The 17,185-nt window shown below is 66.7% G+C and carries 16 protein-coding genes; 2 read left to right on the forward strand and 14 right to left on the reverse strand.

All coding sequences use genetic code 11. The features are described 5' to 3' along the window. Nucleotides 1-15 precede the first annotated feature (15 nt). The gene (locus tag EPN51_RS26140; protein ID WP_293048697.1) at nucleotides 16-1,677 is read right to left on the reverse strand and encodes an acetolactate synthase; all 1,662 of its coding nucleotides are present in this window, start codon (nucleotides 1,675-1,677) and stop codon (nucleotides 16-18) included. Nucleotides 1,678-1,770: 93 nt separating this feature from the next. Here EPN51_RS26140 and EPN51_RS26145 point away from each other — a divergent pair, with 93 nt between their 5' ends. Next, a complete protein-coding gene (locus EPN51_RS26145; protein WP_293048699.1) occupies nucleotides 1,771-3,690 on the forward strand; it encodes an ABC transporter ATP-binding protein/permease in 1,920 nt (639 codons plus the stop codon). A gap of 56 nt (nucleotides 3,691-3,746) precedes the next feature. On the opposite strand, the gene EPN51_RS26150 is transcribed toward EPN51_RS26145, so the two are convergent. The 3 genes from EPN51_RS26150 to EPN51_RS26160 form a co-directional block, all read right to left on the reverse strand. Then, nucleotides 3,747-5,249: an FAD-binding protein gene (locus tag EPN51_RS26150; RefSeq protein WP_293048701.1), complete on the reverse strand. Its 1,503-nt coding sequence runs from the start codon at nucleotides 5,247-5,249 to the stop codon at nucleotides 3,747-3,749. A gap of 49 nt (nucleotides 5,250-5,298) precedes the next feature. Further along, nucleotides 5,299-5,799, reverse strand: coding sequence for a VOC family protein (locus tag EPN51_RS26155; RefSeq protein WP_293048703.1), 501 nt, complete (start codon nucleotides 5,797-5,799; stop codon nucleotides 5,299-5,301). 133 nt (nucleotides 5,800-5,932) lie between these two features. After that, nucleotides 5,933-6,616, reverse strand: coding sequence for a TetR/AcrR family transcriptional regulator (locus EPN51_RS26160; protein ID WP_293048705.1), 684 nt, complete (start codon nucleotides 6,614-6,616; stop codon nucleotides 5,933-5,935). 122 nt (nucleotides 6,617-6,738) lie between these two features. Between EPN51_RS26160 and EPN51_RS26165 the strand changes: the two genes are divergently transcribed. Continuing rightward, on the forward strand, nucleotides 6,739-7,185 hold the full coding sequence (locus tag EPN51_RS26165) for a nitroreductase/quinone reductase family protein (protein ID WP_293048707.1): 447 nt from the start codon (nucleotides 6,739-6,741) through the stop codon (nucleotides 7,183-7,185). Between the two features lie 18 nt (nucleotides 7,186-7,203). Here EPN51_RS26165 and EPN51_RS26170 read toward each other — a convergent pair whose 3' ends face one another. The 10 genes from EPN51_RS26170 to EPN51_RS26215 all read right to left on the reverse strand — a co-directional run bounded on the left by EPN51_RS26170 (nucleotide 7,204) and on the right by EPN51_RS26215 (nucleotide 16,741). Then, on the reverse strand, nucleotides 7,204-7,881 hold the full coding sequence (locus EPN51_RS26170) for a hypothetical protein (RefSeq protein ID WP_293048709.1): 678 nt from the start codon (nucleotides 7,879-7,881) through the stop codon (nucleotides 7,204-7,206). A 94-nt stretch (nucleotides 7,882-7,975) separates the two neighbouring features. Then, nucleotides 7,976-8,920, reverse strand: coding sequence for a sterol desaturase family protein (locus EPN51_RS26175; protein WP_293048711.1), 945 nt, complete (start codon nucleotides 8,918-8,920; stop codon nucleotides 7,976-7,978). Between the two features lie 30 nt (nucleotides 8,921-8,950). Beyond that, on the reverse strand, nucleotides 8,951-9,667 hold the full coding sequence (locus EPN51_RS26180; RefSeq protein WP_293048713.1) for an MgtC/SapB family protein: 717 nt from the start codon (nucleotides 9,665-9,667) through the stop codon (nucleotides 8,951-8,953). Nucleotides 9,668-9,789: 122 nt separating this feature from the next. Beyond that, nucleotides 9,790-10,107, reverse strand: coding sequence for a DUF732 domain-containing protein (locus EPN51_RS26185; RefSeq protein ID WP_293048715.1), 318 nt, complete (start codon nucleotides 10,105-10,107; stop codon nucleotides 9,790-9,792). Beyond that, nucleotides 10,104-11,507, reverse strand: coding sequence for a PPE family protein (locus tag EPN51_RS26190; protein WP_293048717.1), 1,404 nt, complete (start codon nucleotides 11,505-11,507; stop codon nucleotides 10,104-10,106). Before EPN51_RS26190 ends, EPN51_RS26185 begins: the two co-directional genes overlap by 4 nt. Before the next feature lie 155 nt (nucleotides 11,508-11,662). After that, nucleotides 11,663-12,904, reverse strand: coding sequence for a PPE family protein (locus EPN51_RS26195; RefSeq protein WP_293048719.1), 1,242 nt, complete (start codon nucleotides 12,902-12,904; stop codon nucleotides 11,663-11,665). Nucleotides 12,905-13,199: 295 nt separating this feature from the next. Next, nucleotides 13,200-13,523, reverse strand: coding sequence for a DUF732 domain-containing protein (locus EPN51_RS26200; RefSeq protein ID WP_293048721.1), 324 nt, complete (start codon nucleotides 13,521-13,523; stop codon nucleotides 13,200-13,202). Nucleotides 13,524-13,636: 113 nt separating this feature from the next. Then, the gene (locus tag EPN51_RS26205) at nucleotides 13,637-13,963 is read right to left on the reverse strand and encodes a DUF732 domain-containing protein (protein WP_293048723.1); all 327 of its coding nucleotides are present in this window, start codon (nucleotides 13,961-13,963) and stop codon (nucleotides 13,637-13,639) included. A 56-nt stretch (nucleotides 13,964-14,019) separates the two neighbouring features. Then, nucleotides 14,020-15,423: a PPE family protein gene (locus tag EPN51_RS26210; RefSeq protein WP_293048725.1), complete on the reverse strand. Its 1,404-nt coding sequence runs from the start codon at nucleotides 15,421-15,423 to the stop codon at nucleotides 14,020-14,022. A gap of 67 nt (nucleotides 15,424-15,490) precedes the next feature. Next, complete coding sequence (locus EPN51_RS26215; RefSeq protein WP_293048727.1) at nucleotides 15,491-16,741, reverse strand: PPE family protein; 1,251 nt, start codon at nucleotides 16,739-16,741, stop codon at nucleotides 15,491-15,493. Between the last annotated feature and the right edge of the window lie 444 nt (nucleotides 16,742-17,185).

Here is a 17,185-nt window from a genome sequence, read left to right on the forward strand (position 1 = left end):
TCGCCGGGGTGTGGCTCAACCGAGGTTGGAGCGGCGTGGATACGCGACGTCGGGGTCGGTGAGCACATTGACGACGGCGGGCAGGCCGCTGGCGAAGGCCCGTTCCAGGGCGGGCCGCAGCTCGCCCGGTGCGGCGACCAGCTCGCCGTGGGCGCCCAGGGCGCGCGCCACCTCGTCGTAGCGGGTCCCCGGTCGCAGCTCGGCCACCACGGAATAGCCGTACAACGCCTCCATGGGGTGTTTTTCGAGCGCCCAGATCCCGTTGTTGCCGATCACGGACACGACTTGCACGTTGTGCCGGACCAGGGTGTCCCATTCCATACCGCTGAAGCCGAACGCGCCGTCACCCTGCAGCAGGACCACCTGACGCTCCGGCCGGGCCAGCTTGGCGGCCAGGGCGTAGCCGGGTCCCGAACCCAGGCAGCCGAACGGGCCGCTGTCCAGCCAGCAGCCCGGCAGGTAGCTGTCGATCACCCGGCCGGCGTAGGACCCGAAATCGCCGGCGTCGATGACGACGATGGCGTCGCGGTCCAGCATGGGCGCCAGCTCCGCGTACACCCGCATGGGGTGCAGCGGGACGCGGTCGTCGGCGAGTTCGGCCTTCTCCTTGGCACGCGCCGCGGTCTCGGCCGTGCGGAGATCCTCGATCCACCCTCGGTGCTCGGCGCCACCCGCGGTGGCCAGCGCCGCGAGAATCGTCGGCAGCTCGCCGTAAAGCTCGGCCTGCACCGGCCGCGGATGGGGGCGCTCGGGTCGGACACGGTCGACTACCACGAGCTGGGTCTGCTGCCCGAACACCGCGCCGAAGCCGAGCCGGAAATCCATGGGCACACCGACGATCAGCGCAACGTCGGCCTCCCCCAAGGCTTTTCCGCGAACCCGGGAGAACGCCAACGCATGGTCGGCCGGGACTGCGCCGCGGGCCATCCCGTTCATCAGCACCGGGATTTGACGTTCCTCGGCGAGACGCAGCAGGGCCGCTTCCCCGTGTCCCCACCACACGTTGGTGCCCGCCATGATCACCGGGCGCTTCGCCGCGGACAGCAGGCCGGTGGCACGGGTCAGCGCCTGGTCATCCACACCGTCGGCACCGTGGCCCGGCGCCGGGTCGGTGAGAGCCCCGGGGCGCCCTGACACATCGGGGTCGTCCGACATGGAGAACACGTGGTCCATCGGGAAGTCGACGAAACCCACGCCCGACGGCGCACCGACCGCGGCCCGCAATGCCTCATCGACGAGCCGGCCGGCGTCGTTCGCCGACTGCGCGGTGGCGGCGAAGCGGGCCAGCGGCGCCACAAACGGCACATGGTCGATCTCCTGCAGCGAGCCCATGCCCCAGCGCTGCGCCGGCGCCCGGCCACCCAGCACCACCAGGGGTGATTGGTTCTGCTGCGCCGCCGCCATCGCGCTCATCCCGTTGGTGATGCCCGGCCCCGCGGTCAGCGCCGCCACGCCCGGCGTCCTGGTCACCTTCGACCAGCCCTCGGCGGCGAAGGTCGCGGTCTGTTCGTGGCGGGTGTCGATCAGCCGGATACCCTCGTCGCGGCAGCCGTCGTAGATGGAGAACAGGTGCCCGCCGGACAGTGTGAAGACGGTGTCGACCCCGCCGGCCCGCAGGCGCCGCGCGACGAGACGACCGGCATGCAATGTCGGTGCGGGGGTGGCGTCGGTAGTCATCACCGCAGCCTAGCCAGATCCGTCGGGTACCTTCGCCGAAGGATTTGAAGGTGAGGAGAGTCCGATCACCTCGACCGTAAGGAGACGTCGACCATGGGTCCCAAGCCGTTCAAACCATCGATCAACTGGTCGGCGGCACCCTTGGATTCGTTGCGATGGGTCGCCGTAGCGTGGGTGATCAGCGCCGTCTGTCTGTTCGGGGTGCTGCTCGCGTTCCGCTACCTCACGCCCTGGGGCCGGCAATTCTGGCGGATCACTCGCGGCTATTTCGCCGGGGCACACAGCGTCCGCGTGTGGCTGATGCTCGGCGTGTTGCTGCTGTCGGTGCTGTTGTCGGTGCGGTTGGTGGTGTTGCTCAGCTACCAGGGCAACGACCTGTACACCTCGGTGCAGAAAGCGGTGCAGGGCGTCGCAGCCGGCGACGACGTCGTCAAACAGTCCGGCATCCACGGCTTTTGGATGTCGATCGCGATCTTCAGCATCCTGGCGATCTTGTATGTGTTCCGGTTCATGGTGGACATCTACCTGACGCAGCGATTCATCATCGCCTGGCGCATCTGGCTGACCGCCCACCTCACCGACGACTGGCTGGGCGGCCGCGCCTATTACCGGGACCTGTTCATCGACAACACGATCGACAACCCCGACCAGCGCATCCAGCAGGACGTCGACATCTTCACCGCCAACGCGGGCGGAACCCCGAACGTCCCGTCCAACGGGACGGGCGGCACGTTGCTGTTCGGGGCCGTCAACGCCGTCGCCTCGGTGATTTCGTTCGCCGCGATTCTGTGGAACCTGTCCGGGAACCTCAACATTGTGGGCGTGACGGTGCCGCGGGCGATGTTCTGGACCGTTCTGGTCTATGTCGTGGTCGCCACGGTGGTCGCGGTTTGGCTGGGGCATCCCCTGATTCAGCTGAGCTTCAACAACGAAAAACTCAACGCCGCGTTCCGTTATGCCCTGGTGCGGTTGCGCGACGCCGCGGAGGCGGTGGGCTTCTACCGCGGCGAACGGGTCGAGCGCGCGCAGCTGTGGCGGCGGTTCACCCCGATCATCGACAACTACCGCAAGTTCGTTCGCAGGACCATCATCTTCAACGGATGGAACTGGACGGTGTCGCAGGCCATCGTGCCGCTGCCGTGGGTGATTCAGGCCCCGCGGCTGTTCGCGGGCCGGATCGACTTCGGCGACGTCGGTCAGAGCGCGACCGCGTTCGGCAACATCCAGGACTCGCTGTCCTTCTTCCGTAACAACTACGACGCCTTCGCTTCGTTCAGGGCCGCGATCATCCGGTTGCACGGATTGGTGGACGCCAACGAGCAGGGTCGCGCGCTGCCAACCATTCTCGTTAAACCCAGCGAAGAGAGCGCGGTTGAGCTACGGGGCATCGAAGTGCGCACGCCGGGGGGCGACCAGCTGGTCGACTCACTGGATATCCAGCTCGACCTGGGTGACACCCTGGTGATCACTGGACGCTCGGGAGCCGGCAAGACGACGCTGCTGCGCAGTCTGGCCGAATTGTGGCCGTACGCCTCGGGGACACTCTGCCGCCCGGACGGCGACAACGCGACGATGTTCTTGTCGCAGTTGCCGTATGTGCCGCTCGGGACTCTGCGCACCGTGGTGTGCTACCCCAATTCGCCGGACGACATCTCCGATGACCGGCTGCGCGATGTGCTCACCAAGGTGGCTCTGGCGCCGCTCATCACCCGGCTGGACGAAGACCGGGATTGGGCCAAGGTGCTTTCCCCCGGCGAGCAGCAGCGCGTCGCGTTTGCACGCGTCCTGCTCACCAAACCGCGAGCGGTCTTCCTCGACGAGGCCACCTCCGCGTTGGACGTTGGCCTGGAATTCGCGCTGTACCAGTTGATGCGGGCGGAGCTGCCGGAGTGTGTCATGGTCAGCGTGAGCCATCGGCCCGCCGTCGAACAGCACCACGAGCAGCAGCTCCACCTGCTCGGCGGCGGCGCGTGGCAGCTGGGCCGTGTCGAAAAGGAGCCCGCGCAGGTCTAGCGCCTGCACGCCCCGCCCTTAACGCCGCCGCGCCGCGTGCGCTCCGGCGCGGGGTCTTAGCGCGCCTGCACGCCCCCGGCCCGCCGCGCCGCGTGCGCTCCGGCGCGGCGCCCGAAGAACGAACCTTCACCGAGCTGTGTCCCGCTGGCGTAACCCTTACCGTCCTGGGCGAGGTTGGATGCGCACGCGCCGGCGGCGTACAAGCCGGGCACCACAGTGCCGTCGGCCCGTTGCACCTCGCCATCAACCGTCACCGCCAGGCCGCCAATCGTGAATCCCGAGTACATCGCCCGGCCGAGCGACAGATCGAACACCGCCCACGGACCATTATCTTGCGGCGCAAGGAATTCCGGCTGCTTGTGGAAATCGGGATCCGCACCGGCGGCGGCGAGCTCGTTGTAGCGGTCCAGCGTAGCCGCGAGGTTGCCCGCCGGGATACCAAGCGCGGCTTCCATTTCCGCGATCGTGTCGTAACCATCGAGGAAGCGGATCAGCGGCATGGCGGGCATCTGGGTGTGTGCTTCGTCGACGACCAGGTATGCGGTCTGCTCGGGCTGCTCGAGCACGAAAGCCGAGGTGCGCGAGTGGTAGGAGTCCTCGGCGACGAAGCGCTTGCCCTCCTTGTTGACGATGACGCCGGTCAGCAGGACCTCCGGCGGATAGGCCGCCGCGGTGATGAACAACTCGTCCATGTGCTTGGTGGCCCCGCCCGCCGAGACACCCATCCGGATGGCCAGCCCGTCGTCGTTGGGGTTGCCCAGGATGTAGGGCGCGGCCAGGCCGTGATGCTTGGTGCGCCGCGGCTGGCCCAAAGCGGGAGTGTGCTCGGCAACCATCTCCGCATTCATCGCGAAACCGCCCGCCGCGATGATGACGGCTTTGGCCTTGACGGCGCCGGTTTCGGCGAAATGCTTCCACGCGACACCGACCACGGCGCCGTCGGCGTCCAGGATGAGGTTGGTTGCCCCTGTCTCGTAGCGGATCTGCACGCCCAGCGCGTCGGCGCGTTTGACCAACAGATCGATGACCATGGACGCACCACCCAACTCCCCGGGCACCGGCACGGAATGCCCGCGCGGCGCCGGCTTGGCCCGTTCACAGAAGGGCCACACCTTTTCATTGCCCGTGTAGCTGAGGCCCTCGGTGCCCGGCGGGACGACGACTTTGCCCGGGTAGTAGCTGCGCTCGAACTGAAAGCCCAGGTCTTCCAGCCAATTGAAATGCTCGACACTGCCGTCGCAGTAGGCGCGGATCTTGTCGAGTTCGGGCTCACGCGAGACCTCGACGAGGTACTTGTACATCTCCTCGGCGGAGTCGTCCTGACCGGTCGCCTGCTGCACCGCGGTCCCGCCGCCGAGGTAAAAGTGGCCTCCGGCAAGCGAAGTGGTGCCGCCGGCCGCGGCCGCACGTTCGAACACCAGCACCCGCGCCCCACCGGCCGCCGCACTGACCGCGGCGCAGCCGCCGGCGATGCCGAATCCGATCACCAACACGTCGACCTCGTCGGACCACGACGTCACGTCGTTCGCACTGATGGTTGCCGGTATCTCCGTGCTCATTGGCGCCACTCCTTCTCATCGCCGCGCTCTGCATGGCCGCTGGCGCGGCTCAGCGCTGCTCCTGTTTGATGTAGTCGTAAAACGCCCTCATTTCGGGCGTGACGTACGCGAACTCCACAAACGCCACTCCCGCCTGCGGCGCCGAGACATAGGCGAATTGGATTCCCCCGGGCATCACGCCTTGCTGCACAACCGCGGTGCCTCGCTCAGCAGCCTCGACCAACGCCGCCTCGAACTGCTCGGGGCTTTCGGCCTCCATGCAGACGTGGTGCAAACCCGCCCCGCAATCGGACAAAAAGTCACTATAGATGTTCTCGCCGCGCACCGGTTGGATCAGCTCCAACTGCATGTCGCCGAGGTAGCTCAGGGAGATGCTGGCGACGAAATCGGCGGGCTTGCCCTGGTAGCTGCAGGAGTCCGGAGCAAAGTGCACCTCGGGTATGCGCACCCACTTCCGCACGCCTAACAGGCCGGTGAGGGCTGTTTCGGTGGCATCCAGGTCGGCGGTAACCCACGCGATCTGCGTCGGTGATTCAACGGGGAGGCTCATCGTCTCGCAGAATAGTCCAGTCGTCCGGCCGCCAGAAAGGGCCTGAATGACTTTGCCATGCCGCGCCCGTCCGCGCCGGAAATCGTCTTGTGAACACGTTCTAATTCCACCTGTTTGCGGTGGCCCCCGGACATCAATGTTGGCTCAGCACGTCCACCAGCAGCCGCAGCTGGATGTCGAAGAGCGCTGCCGAGTCGGTGAGCGTGTCGGCGCCGTATTGCCCGAACACTTCGAGGCTGATGGCGCCCAGCACCCCGGCCCACAGCAAAAAGCACTTGGCAAGCACCTGATCATCGCCGGGGAATCCGAATTCGTGCCGTATCCGTTCGAAGTCGGATGACATCGGTTGCGGGGCAAGATCATTGGTCAGCCGGATGTCCCCGGTGGCAATTCCGGCCGCGACGGCGTCAAACAGGGCCGCGACCACCCGGGTGCCGACCGCGACGGTGCGCTCCGGCGGCGCGTGATACCCGGGGACCGGGCTGCCGTACAGCAGGGCCCAGCACGCCGGGTGTGCGACGGCCCATGCCCGGGTCGCCCGCGCAATGGCGATGACGTCGTCGCTCCACAGTTCTCCCACGGTTTCGCGGGCGCGCTCCACGGTGTCGGCCAGGTCGGAATAGGCGTCGACCAACAGCAAGGTCAGCAGCTCGTCGCGGCTGGACACGTACCGGTACACCGCCGAGGACACCATGCCCAGGTCGCGGGCTATCGCGCGCACCGACAACCCGGCCGCGCCGCGGTCCACCAGTTGGCGGCGACCGAGTTCGATGATTCGCGCCTCGATCTGCTCCCGTGACTCCTGGCGTTTACCCACGAGGCCAGTCTGACACAACCGAGAACACTGCTCTTGCTTTCCGAACGGGGTTGTGGCAGCCTGATCGAAATTGAGAGCACCGCTCTCAGAGTTTCCGACGAGATTCGCCGAGAGGATGCACGATGTCCACGCGCTATGAAGAGCCGAACCGGGCCGCCCGGGCGGCCAACGTGGTGATCCGCTGGCTTGCCGATGCGGGGATCAGCATCGCCGGGACCCGAGCGCTGCGGGTCCGTGGCCGCAAAACCGGTAAGCAGCGCGCGGTCGTGGTCAATCTTCTGACGGTCGACGGCGTGGACTACCTGGTCTCGCCGCGCGGCAACACCCAGTGGGCGCGCAATGTCCGGGCGGCGGCCGTCGTCGAGATGGGTTCACGCTGGCACCGGCAACGCGTGCGGGCCAGCGAGGTCGGCGACGCGGCCAAACCCGACCTGCTGAGGCGTTACCTGGCCCGGTGGTACTGGCAGGTCAAGGACTACGTCGGGGGGCTCACGCCGGACAGCACCGACGAGCAGTTCCGCGCCGCGGCGCCCACGATTCCGGTGTTTGCGCTGACCAAGGCGGGCTGACGGGAACCGATCGAGCACCTACCGGGCGTTGTCCCGCGCCCCGAGGTCTTGGCGAGCCTCCTCCGACGTGGCCCGCCACGACACGGCCGCCGGAAAGTCCCCCCAGACACTGTTGAAGATTCCTACGAGCTGTCCCGGGCCGCCGCTGGGCGCCAGATACACCGGCCCACCAGAGTCCCCGTTGTGGCTCTGCACGCCGTTGGTCATGGTGAACCAGCCGTTGTTCACGCTCTGCACCGTCCCGCAGGTTTCCCCGGTGATCACGCCGAAATGACAGACCGGCTGGCCGGGCGTAAGCGCCGGGGAAGAGCCCGAGACCAGTGGACGACCGCTCGGCAGGACGTTGTTCGCCGTGACGTCGTTGTCCAGCACGATCGCTTCGTAGTCGCTGATCGCCTGGCTCGTGGACACCGTTGTCCCGCTGGGGGTGTTGTCCCGGAAGGCCGCCAGCCGGCCGATGACGGTACCGCCCCGATCCGTGACCACGCCGCCCCCGCCCCGGCAGTGTCCCGCGGTGAACGCGATTTTCAGGCTGGGGTCGACGTATCCCAACGTGCAGACGCGGTTGTCCTGGCGTATCTCCATGCCCGGATACACCACGACGTCGGCTCTTGCCGGCGCGGCCGGCAGCGAGGAGCCGAGCGCTGCGGCGGCAACCGACGCGGCGAATGCGCACCTTGCCAGGCGATGCACCATGAACTCCGATCCATCGGGCGGATACCGACGGGAGGTCGAGGTTACGGCGTAACCGCCCCCCACGTTGAGCTTTTCGCGCCGGGCCGCGCGGATGTTACAGAGAGGTCACGAGCGACGCCGCGGCGCCGGTTTGACCGGCTGCGCGCGGCGCCCAGCCGGGCGGGCCGAATACATAGCCCAACCGGTCCCTCAGTCGGGTTGCCGATCGCCAATCGCGGGCGATCGCGACGTATTCGCGGGTCTGCAGCTTCCAGATGTTGAAGGTGTCCACCTGCTTCGTCAGGCCGTAGTGCGGCCGGAACAGCTCGGGCTGGAAGGTACCGAAGAGGCGGTCCCAGATGATGAAGATGCCGCCGTAGTTTTTGTCGAGGTACACCTTGTCCATTCCGTGGTGCACCCGGTGGTGCGACGGCGTGTTGAAGACGAACTCCAGCGGCCGTGGCAGCTTGTCGATCCGCTCGGTGTGGATCCAGAACTGGTAGATCAAGTTCACCGAGAAACTGAAGAACACCATCCACGGTGGAATTCCTAACAGCGGCAACGGAATCCACATCAAGATCTCGCCGCTGTTGTTCCATTTCTGGCGCAGCGCGGTGGCGAAGTTGTAGTACTCGCTGGAGTGGTGGGCCTGGTGTGTCGCCCAGATCAACCGCACCCGGTGAGCGATCCGGTGATAGGCGTAGTACAGCAGGTCGACGCCGAGGATCGCGATCACCCAGGTGTACCAATGGGTCGGCGAGAGGTGCCACGGCGCGACGTAGGCATAGATTGCGGCATAGCCGAGCAGGGCCAGGGTTTTCCAGCCCGCGGTGGTGGCAACCGAAACCAGCCCCATCGAGATGCTGGTCAGCGAGTCGCGGGTGTGGTGCGCCCCCGACGCGGGCCGTGCGGTGTCGCCGGTGTCGGTCGCGAGGTGTTCCAGTTTGCGGGCCGCGGTCCATTCGAGGGTCAACAGCAACAAGAAGAACGGAATGGCGAACAGCACCGGATCCCGCATCTGCGGGGGCAGGGCGGACAGGAAGCCGGAGAGGGCACTCACACAGTAAGACTACGACGAACGCCGCGCTGCTCAGCGGCGATCGTCGGACTGCAGCTCGTCTCCGGCATACCACTGCACCGCGCGGACTCCCGGCAGCAGGGATAGCTCAGCCACCAGCCGCTCCAGCCGGGCCGGGGCGTCACCGTTCATCAGCAAGTGAGCGGTCAAGGTGATCTCGTCGTCGGCCGGGTGCCCGGTGTGGATCCCGCGAAGCGTGATGTCATTGCCGCCGGCATGCTGGACGATCTGAGCGCGCGCGTACTTCTCGTGCTTGGGACGGCAGACGACCTGCACCAGATAGGGCAGCAGGCTTTCGTCTTCGTCGGCACTGTTGTCGCGGTCGATCAACCGGCCGAGCGGGCGCCCCAGCAGATGAATGCCGATAACCGTGCCGGTGCCGATCAACGCGAATACCAGGTGCCCGGACGCGGCCAGTACGCCTATCGCCGCCGAGCACCACAGGGTGGCCGCCGTGTTGAGGCCCCGGACGTTGACCCCCTCCCGCAAGATCACCCCACCGCCCAGGAAGCCGATACCGGACACCACATAGGACGCGACCCGGGTGGGGCTGGAATCCGAGGTGGCCGCCGCGTAAAGGACGAACAGGGTTGCGCCGCCGGCGACCAGCGCGTTGGTGCGCAGGCCGGCCCGACGGGCCCGCCACTGCCGTTCCAGGCCGATGAGGGCGCCGCAGCCCACGCCGACGCCGAGGCGGAGCACGAAATCGACAGCGCTCAGCGTTTCCACGACACACTCCTTCCCGGTTGCACGACGGCGAAGGGAGCTAACCAAATCCGGGTTAACCGCAAGTGGAGCCCAACCGCGCCGCTGACGTCGGGAGTATCCCCCGGCGCGCGGCGAGTCTCAGGCTAACCGGCTTTGGGCGTCAGGTGGCGGGGGCAGTAGGTGCTCGATGCGAGCGCCGCGAACTTGGCCGCGGCGTCCATCGTCATTCCGGGGTTCTCGGCCTTGATGTCGCTGAGAACCTGCAAACCCGTTTCGCCCCTGCCCATCAACCCGCACACCGCTTTGGCGGACATGATCACTTGGGTGGGGCTGCTGTAGGTGATACCGGAATTGCTGAGGTTGGTGAGGAATGCCGCATCGTCGCCCTCCGGCTCGGCGTGCGCGGGCGGTGCGAAACTGATCACGCCGAAGGCGCCGAGCAGCGCGAGGAGGAATCTCATGCCGTTCCCGCCTTTCCGAGCTGGGCATCGGGCATGGTGACTTGGGGTTTGTTGCCGCTGGACACGTGCACCGCGTGGATCCCGGGCTTTTTCGACAGTTGGTCGAGCAGAGCGTCGAGTCCAGCCTTGTCGACATTCCAGTGCTGCACGGCCTCCGGTTGCTTTTGTAGCTTCGCGATGACGTCGTCGAGTTTGACGGGCTCGACGGTCTTGTGCCCACCACCGGCGCCGGCCCGGACGCCCCTCGCGCTCACGACTTGGGACGTGACAGCGCCGAGTGCTCCCCCGGTCAGACTTCCCAGCGCCATCTGACCGAGTACGGTTCCCGGGATCCCGGCCGCCGGGACCGCGGCCAGGCCGGCGGTCGGCGCCAGGCTGCTGGCCAGCCTGATTGCCGGGGTCGCCGACGCCCAGGCCGGTGGCACCGACAATTTGCCCACCACGTTCGCCTCGCCCATGCCCGCCGATGCCGCGCTGGTCAGGCCGGCGCCGGCCGAACGCAACCCGAGCCCGGCGCCCAGCGCGGACTTCGGGATTTCCAGGCCCTCAACGGGGAGGTTGTAGAACATCTTGAACTCGGTCATGGCGAGGTTGATCGGGCTCATACTGTCGTTGGCGACCGTGCTGAAGCGGCCGATGTCGGCGAGGATCCCGAAGGTGTTCTGCCACGTTGTTCCGGCCAGCGGTGACCCCGTGAGGTTATTGAGCATCTGGTCCCAAAAGTTCATGTAACCGCGCGAAGCGTTGCCGATGGCCTCGAGTAGCTGCGTGAATATGTTGGACGGTGGAGCCGCAGCGTTCGCGGCCGCGCCGGTACCGCTCGCCAGACTGCTGGCCTCGCCGACCGCGGTCGCCTGGGCGGCGATCCCGGTCGCAGTCGTGGTCTGCGGCGGCTCGGTGAACGGTGTCAGTCGCGTGGCGGCCGCCGACGCGCTGGCGTAGCCGAACATCGCTGCGGTGTCCTGCGCCCACATCTGTCCGTATTCGGCCTCGGTGGCGGCGATCGCGGTGGTGTTCTGCCCGAAGATATTCGTTGCCAACAGCATTGTCAGCCGCATCCGATTGGCCGCGATCTCGGTCGGCGGCACGACGGCCGCGAAGGCGCTCTCGTAGGCGCTTGCGGCCGCCGTGGCTTGGATGGCCGCCGTCTTGGCCTGCACCGAGGTAGCCGACATCCATGCCACGTAGGGCGCCGCCGCGGCGGCCATGGCGACGGCCGACGGGCCGGTCCAGGCCTCGTTGGCCAGACCTTCGACGATCGATCCGTAGGACGACGCCGTCGACTGCAGCTCGGCGGCCAAGGCATCCCACGCGGCGGCGGCCGTCAACATGGGTCCGGCGCCCGGACCCATGTACATCTCACCAGAGGTGATTTCGGGTGGCTGGAACGCGAAATTCATGGCCTCGCCTGTCCTGCGCCGGCCACATACGAACGAGTGCCGGCAAACATCTCGTCAATCGCCGACGTTTCCGGCTGTGTAGTCACCAAAGACATGGGTCGCCCTCCGCGTTTCATGTGGATCAATGCCATTTCAGGGGTCACGTCAACGGCCCCTCAATCCGCCGGAACCACGATGATGGTGGCGGTAGTGGCCGTCGTGGTCGCCGGCGCGGCGGCGCCGGTGGTGCCGTTACCGACGGTGCGCACACCGGCGCCCGCCAACGCGCGTCCGGCCAGACTCGCCATGGCCATCTCGCCGAACATGGCCCCGTGCGGCGTCGCAGGAATCGCCGGGACAGCCCCCAAACTCACGCCCGGCAGTACCGAGGCGACCGTCTTCAGCACGGGGGCGGCGGTGGCCCAGCTTTGCGGCACCGACAGCGATCCGACCAGGGTCGCGCGGCCCATCGAACCCGCCACGCCCCCGGTGTCCGGTGTCATGGCCGAGACGTAGCCGCCCCGCAGCGGCGCCAGCGACGACAGCCCCCCGGCGGTCGCCTTCCCGCCGCCGAGCAGTTCGGCGACACCCGGTGCGTTTTGGGACAGACCCAGGGCCTGCAGGGACAGCAGCCACCAGCCGCCGGGCACGATGATCGCCCCGATGGGGCTGTAAGCGCCGGTGACGGCGGCAAAAAAGGGCCGCAGCGCGGCCGTGATCGGGTAAATCGCCTCGATGATCGATGCCGCCGGCGTCGCTGCCGCCGCCGAAGGGGTGGCCGCGAGGCCCTGCAACATCATGGGCGTCACGTTGATCAACGCAGGCAGCTGGGATTCGATATCCGACGCGGCACTGTGCGCCATCGCCGCGGATTGCCTTGCCACCCCGGATGCATCGGTGGTCTGCGGTGGCTCGATGAACGGTGCCAGCCGCGTGGCCGCTGCCGACGAGCCGGCGTAGGCATACATCGCTACGGCATCCTGGGCCCACATTTCGGCGTACTCCGCTTCGGCCGCCGCGATGGAGGCGGTGTTCTGCCCGAGGATGTTGGTGGCGATCAGAGTCATCACCAGGCTGCGGTTGGCGGCGATCACCGGCGGGGGCACCGTCGCCGCGAACGCGGTCTCATACGCTGCGGCGGCGAGTCTGGCCTGCATCGCCGCCTGCTCCGCCGTTGCCGCGGACGCCGTCGCCCACGACACGTACGGCGCGACCGCGGCGCTCATCGACGCCGCCGCCGGACCCAACCATGACCCGATGGTCATGCCCGTGATCGTCGAGTTGTAGGCCGCCGCGTAGGAATGCAGTTCGGCTCCCAGCGCATCCCATGCCGCAGCCGCGGCCAGCAACGGCCCCGATCCGGCCCCGACGTACATCCGTCCTGAATTGACCTCTGGTGGCAACGCACCGAAATCCACCAGCTACCTCCCGTATCCCAATGGCGCAAGGGTAGGGGCGAATATGCAGCCAGCTCGCAAACGAGCCACGGCTCAAATGGAATTCATGAGATCTGCCGGCGAAGCATATGCATATTCCATGTGTTTCTTGCCGGCAGCACTCCTTCGGCCCCTCGCCTGAGAATTTCTCAGGGTCGGTATCCGGCCCGCGGCGCAGGTGCGAGGACTGATTCCTGCGCGGTGAATTTCAGGCTTTCACAGCGGCTTTCGGGTGTGACACAGACTTCTCGACCGCAGTCGCCGCGTTGCCCCGGGGCTATCTTTGGTTAAGTTGCTGTGGGCAATAGTATTTCGCTGCGATCGCCAAGAACGACGTTGCGTGATCGTCGGTGAGTCCGGGATTTTCGCTCTTCAGTTCGTCCACCATTTGGGGACCCATCTCGCCGTGTCCCATTGACACGCACACGGCTTTGGCGAATTTTATTGCCCCGTCCGGGGTGGCGTACGTGATGCCCGCGCTGCGCAGCGACGCAAGGAAGCTTGCTTCCTCGCCACCGGTTGTCGCCGGATCACCGTGCGCGAGCGGGGCCAGAACAATCGCGGCGGAAACGCCGACGCTCAGCGCCACCAGCAGTCTCATAACTCGTGATTGTCCCATGCTGCGGGGAAGCGCGCAGCGCTGGATCTCACGCTGTAGACATGTTGGGCGACACCGTACTCCACGTCACCGCCCGAGAGATGGGCGGCGACGTGTCATGCCTTGGAGAGTTGGCTGGGGCAGTAGAACTTCGCGGACAGCACAGCGAAATTCGATGCCATCTCCATGTCCATCCCGGGGTTGTGGGTTTTCACGTCGTGGACGACCTCGAGGCCCGGTTCGCCGTTGTTCAAGCACGAGCACACCGCCCTTCCGGCGGCGACGGCCGAGCCCGGGGTGGAAAAGCTGAAGCCGGCTTGATGCAGCGCCGCGATGAAGCCTCCGTCGTCGCCGCCCGGTTCTGGTACCGGATCGGCGTAGGCCGGTGCGGCAAGGCCGATCATCGCGAACGCGCTGAGTAGCGTCAGTAGTGGTTTCATCATTCGTCACCCTTCTGTTGCAACCTGTGAACCGCGTGAACACTGGTTTGCCTTGTTCCCTAACCCAACTGGGCATCGACGGGCAGGACTTTGGACGTGGCCCCCTTCTTCAGGTGCACAGCGTGGATGCCGGGCTTCTTGGCCAGCTGCTCGAGTAGCGCGTCGAGGTTTTCCTGATCGACGTTGTGGTGCTGCACGCTTTCGGGCTTCTCCGAGATTTGTGCGACGAGGCGTTTCAGCTGTTCCGGTGATCCCTTGTCGTGAAGGTCCTTGATCGGAGCCATCCGATTACGGACGCCGGCACGAACCGCCGTGGGGGCCCCGGAACCCGCAGCGCTGCCCAGCATCCCGGCCAGCCCCATCGAACTGAACAGGCTTCCCCCGCCCAGCGTGGCCGCCGGCACGGCCTCGGTCCCGGTGGCCGACAGGGCGGCAGCCACGGTCCGGATGGAGGGGGTGGCCGTGGCCCAGCTGGGTGGGATCGACAGCTTGCCGACCAGAGTGCCGGCGTTTCCCATGCCTGCGAGGGGGTTGATCGCGCCGAACAGGGTGCCGCGACCGAAGCCCAGCGCCCCCAGCCCGGCGCCCAGCGCGTCTTTCGGCAACGCGCCGTAGGCGACGGGTGGGGCGAACTTGAGCCACTGCGACAACGGGAAATTGATCAGCAACCCGATGTCGTTGAACTGCGTGGTCAGGCCCAACGGCACCTTCACGGCGTTGTACATGGCGGTGTATAAGCTGGCCCCGCCCGGGACGGTGTTGAAGAGATTCGTCATGAACGTCTGATAGACGTACGCCAGGTTCGCCGGGCCCGAGAATGCCCCGCTAAACGGCAGTGTGGTGGTCGCTGCCGCCGCCGCGGTGCTCGCCACATTGGCGGCCGGGCTGCCGGCCCCCGAGGACACGGCGGCCGCTTGCATCGGTTCGGCCGCCTCGTTGGTGGTCTTGGGCGCCGGACTGAACTCCGTCAATTGGTTGCCGGCGGTGGCCGACGAGGCGAAGTAGGTGTCCATCGCCGCGGCGTCCTCTGCCCAGAACTCGCCGTACTGGGCCTCGTTCGCGGCGATCGCCGACGTGTTCTGCCCAACGACGTTGGTGACCACCAGTTGTGCGAGCAGGGCACGGTTTTCCGCGATCACCGCCGGCGGCACGTGTGCGGCGAACGCGGTCTCGTAGGCGGCCGCCGCCTCGGTGGCCCGGATCGCGGATTGTGCGGCGCGCGCGGCGGTTTGCCGCATCCAGGCCACGTATGCGGCGGCCGCGGATGCCATGGCAAGCGACGACGGGCCCACCCAGGGCCCAGCCGTCAGGCTCGAGATCACCGACGAATAGGACGACGCGCTGGACTGCAATTCGGTGGCCAGCTCCTGCCAGGCCGTCGCCGCGGCCACCAACGATTCAGCACCCGGACCGCTGTACATCCGGCCCGAGTTGAACTCCGGCGGAAAGGCTCCGTAAAACATTTCTGGTCCCCTTACCTAGGTGTTCTGGTGGACAGTTCTTGGCTGCCAGGCGATTTGGTCATCGCGGTCATTCCTCGATGCACGGGATCACGATGATGGTGGCTGCGGCCGGGTCGGCCTCGGCGGCGACACCGCCCACCGATCCCACCGCCGCGGCGGCGCCGCCGAACGGCCGGGTCGCGGCGGCGGCGATGGCGCGTCCCGCCAGGCCGGACAGGGCCATCTGGCTGAATATGCCCTCCTCGCCGGCCAGCGCGGCCGGCATACCGCTCGGCAACACCTGGGCGAGCGTTCGGATGGCCGGAACGGCCTCCGTCCAGCCCTGCGGCACCGACATGCTGCCGACCAGGGCGGCCTTGCCCATCGACCCCGACACCTGCCCTGCCCCGACCGCCGAGCTGAGCATGGGCTTGACGGCATTGGCGCCACCGGTCAGGGGCGCCAATGCTCCCGAAATGGCTTTCGGCCCAGCCAGATAGGCGGCCGCGCCCTGCCCGTTCTGGCCCCAGGCGTACGCCTGCCCGAACGACAGGAACGGACCGCCCGGAATGCTGCTCCACGACTGCGGTGAGTACACGCCGGTCAGTACCGACCAGAACTCGTTCCAGTTGGTGATGAAACTCGGCGTCGTCAGTCCGGTGGACGTGGTTCCCGTCGTGCTGGCGTTGGTCACGCTTTGCACCGCCGGCTGCAGCGTGCCGCTCAGCTGCGACAGCTGGGTGGCAGTGTTCGAACTGGACTGCCCGCTGCTCTGGGCGACCGCGGCGGCTTGCGTGGGGCCGGCCGATTCATTCGCGGTGCGTGGGGGTTCGGCGAACGGTGTCAGCGCCGACGCGCTCGCCGAGGAGGCCGCGTAGCCGTACATGGCGGCGGCATCCTGCGCCCACATCTCCATGTAGTGGGCCTCGGTGGCGGCGATGGCCGGCGTGTTCTGGCCAAGGATGTTGGTGGCGACCAATGTGGCGAGCAGGGCACGGTTGGCCGCGATCACCGGCGGCGGCACGGTCGCCGCGAACGCCGCCTCGTAGGCGCCGGCGGCGAGCTTGACCCGGGCGCCCACCTCCTCGGCCTGTGCGGAGGTGGCATGGATCCACGCCACATACGGGGCGGCCGCGGCAGCCATCGCCAGGGCTGACGGGCCCGTCCACGGGCCCGTCGTGAGCGTCTCGATGGTGGAGCCGTACGCCGCCCCCGTCGACTGCAGCTCCGCGGCCAATTCGTCCCATGCAGCCGCGGCGGCCAGCAGCGGCCCCGATCCCGCGCCGACGTACATCCGCCCCGAGTTGTATTCCGGCGGATACGCACCGAAATCCAGCATCCAATACCTTCCACATGTGCGTTCAAGTGCTATCAAATATGTGTGCAGATTCCACGAACTGAAGAGGTCCGTACCGTCTAGCTGCAGTCCGGTGTCATCATCGGCAAGCGACTAGTCAAGCCACATTGTTGATGCAACGACAATGCTGCCAAACATATATTTCGATCCCCTTCTCCGGAGGTAAACGTCTGTAAGAAGTAAATGTCTAGGCCGTCTGGATCTCTGTGAGAACAACGCACGACAGCGACCGTAAGATACTATGAACCACATGCTTGAGCCGATATAGAGCGGTGCCTAGCAACGGATCGAACGCGATTTGATACGTAAAGTCGGCCCGTCGGTGGATTACGATGAAGGAATCGGCACCATTGCCGATCGCAACGATCTCGGAAACTGTCTTACCGCGACCGATAGTGAACCCGAGATATCTATTTCCAAATTGAA

The sequence above is a fragment of the Mycobacterium sp. genome, from assembly GCF_004298145.1.
Taxonomy (GTDB): domain Bacteria; phylum Actinomycetota; class Actinomycetes; order Mycobacteriales; family Mycobacteriaceae; genus Mycobacterium.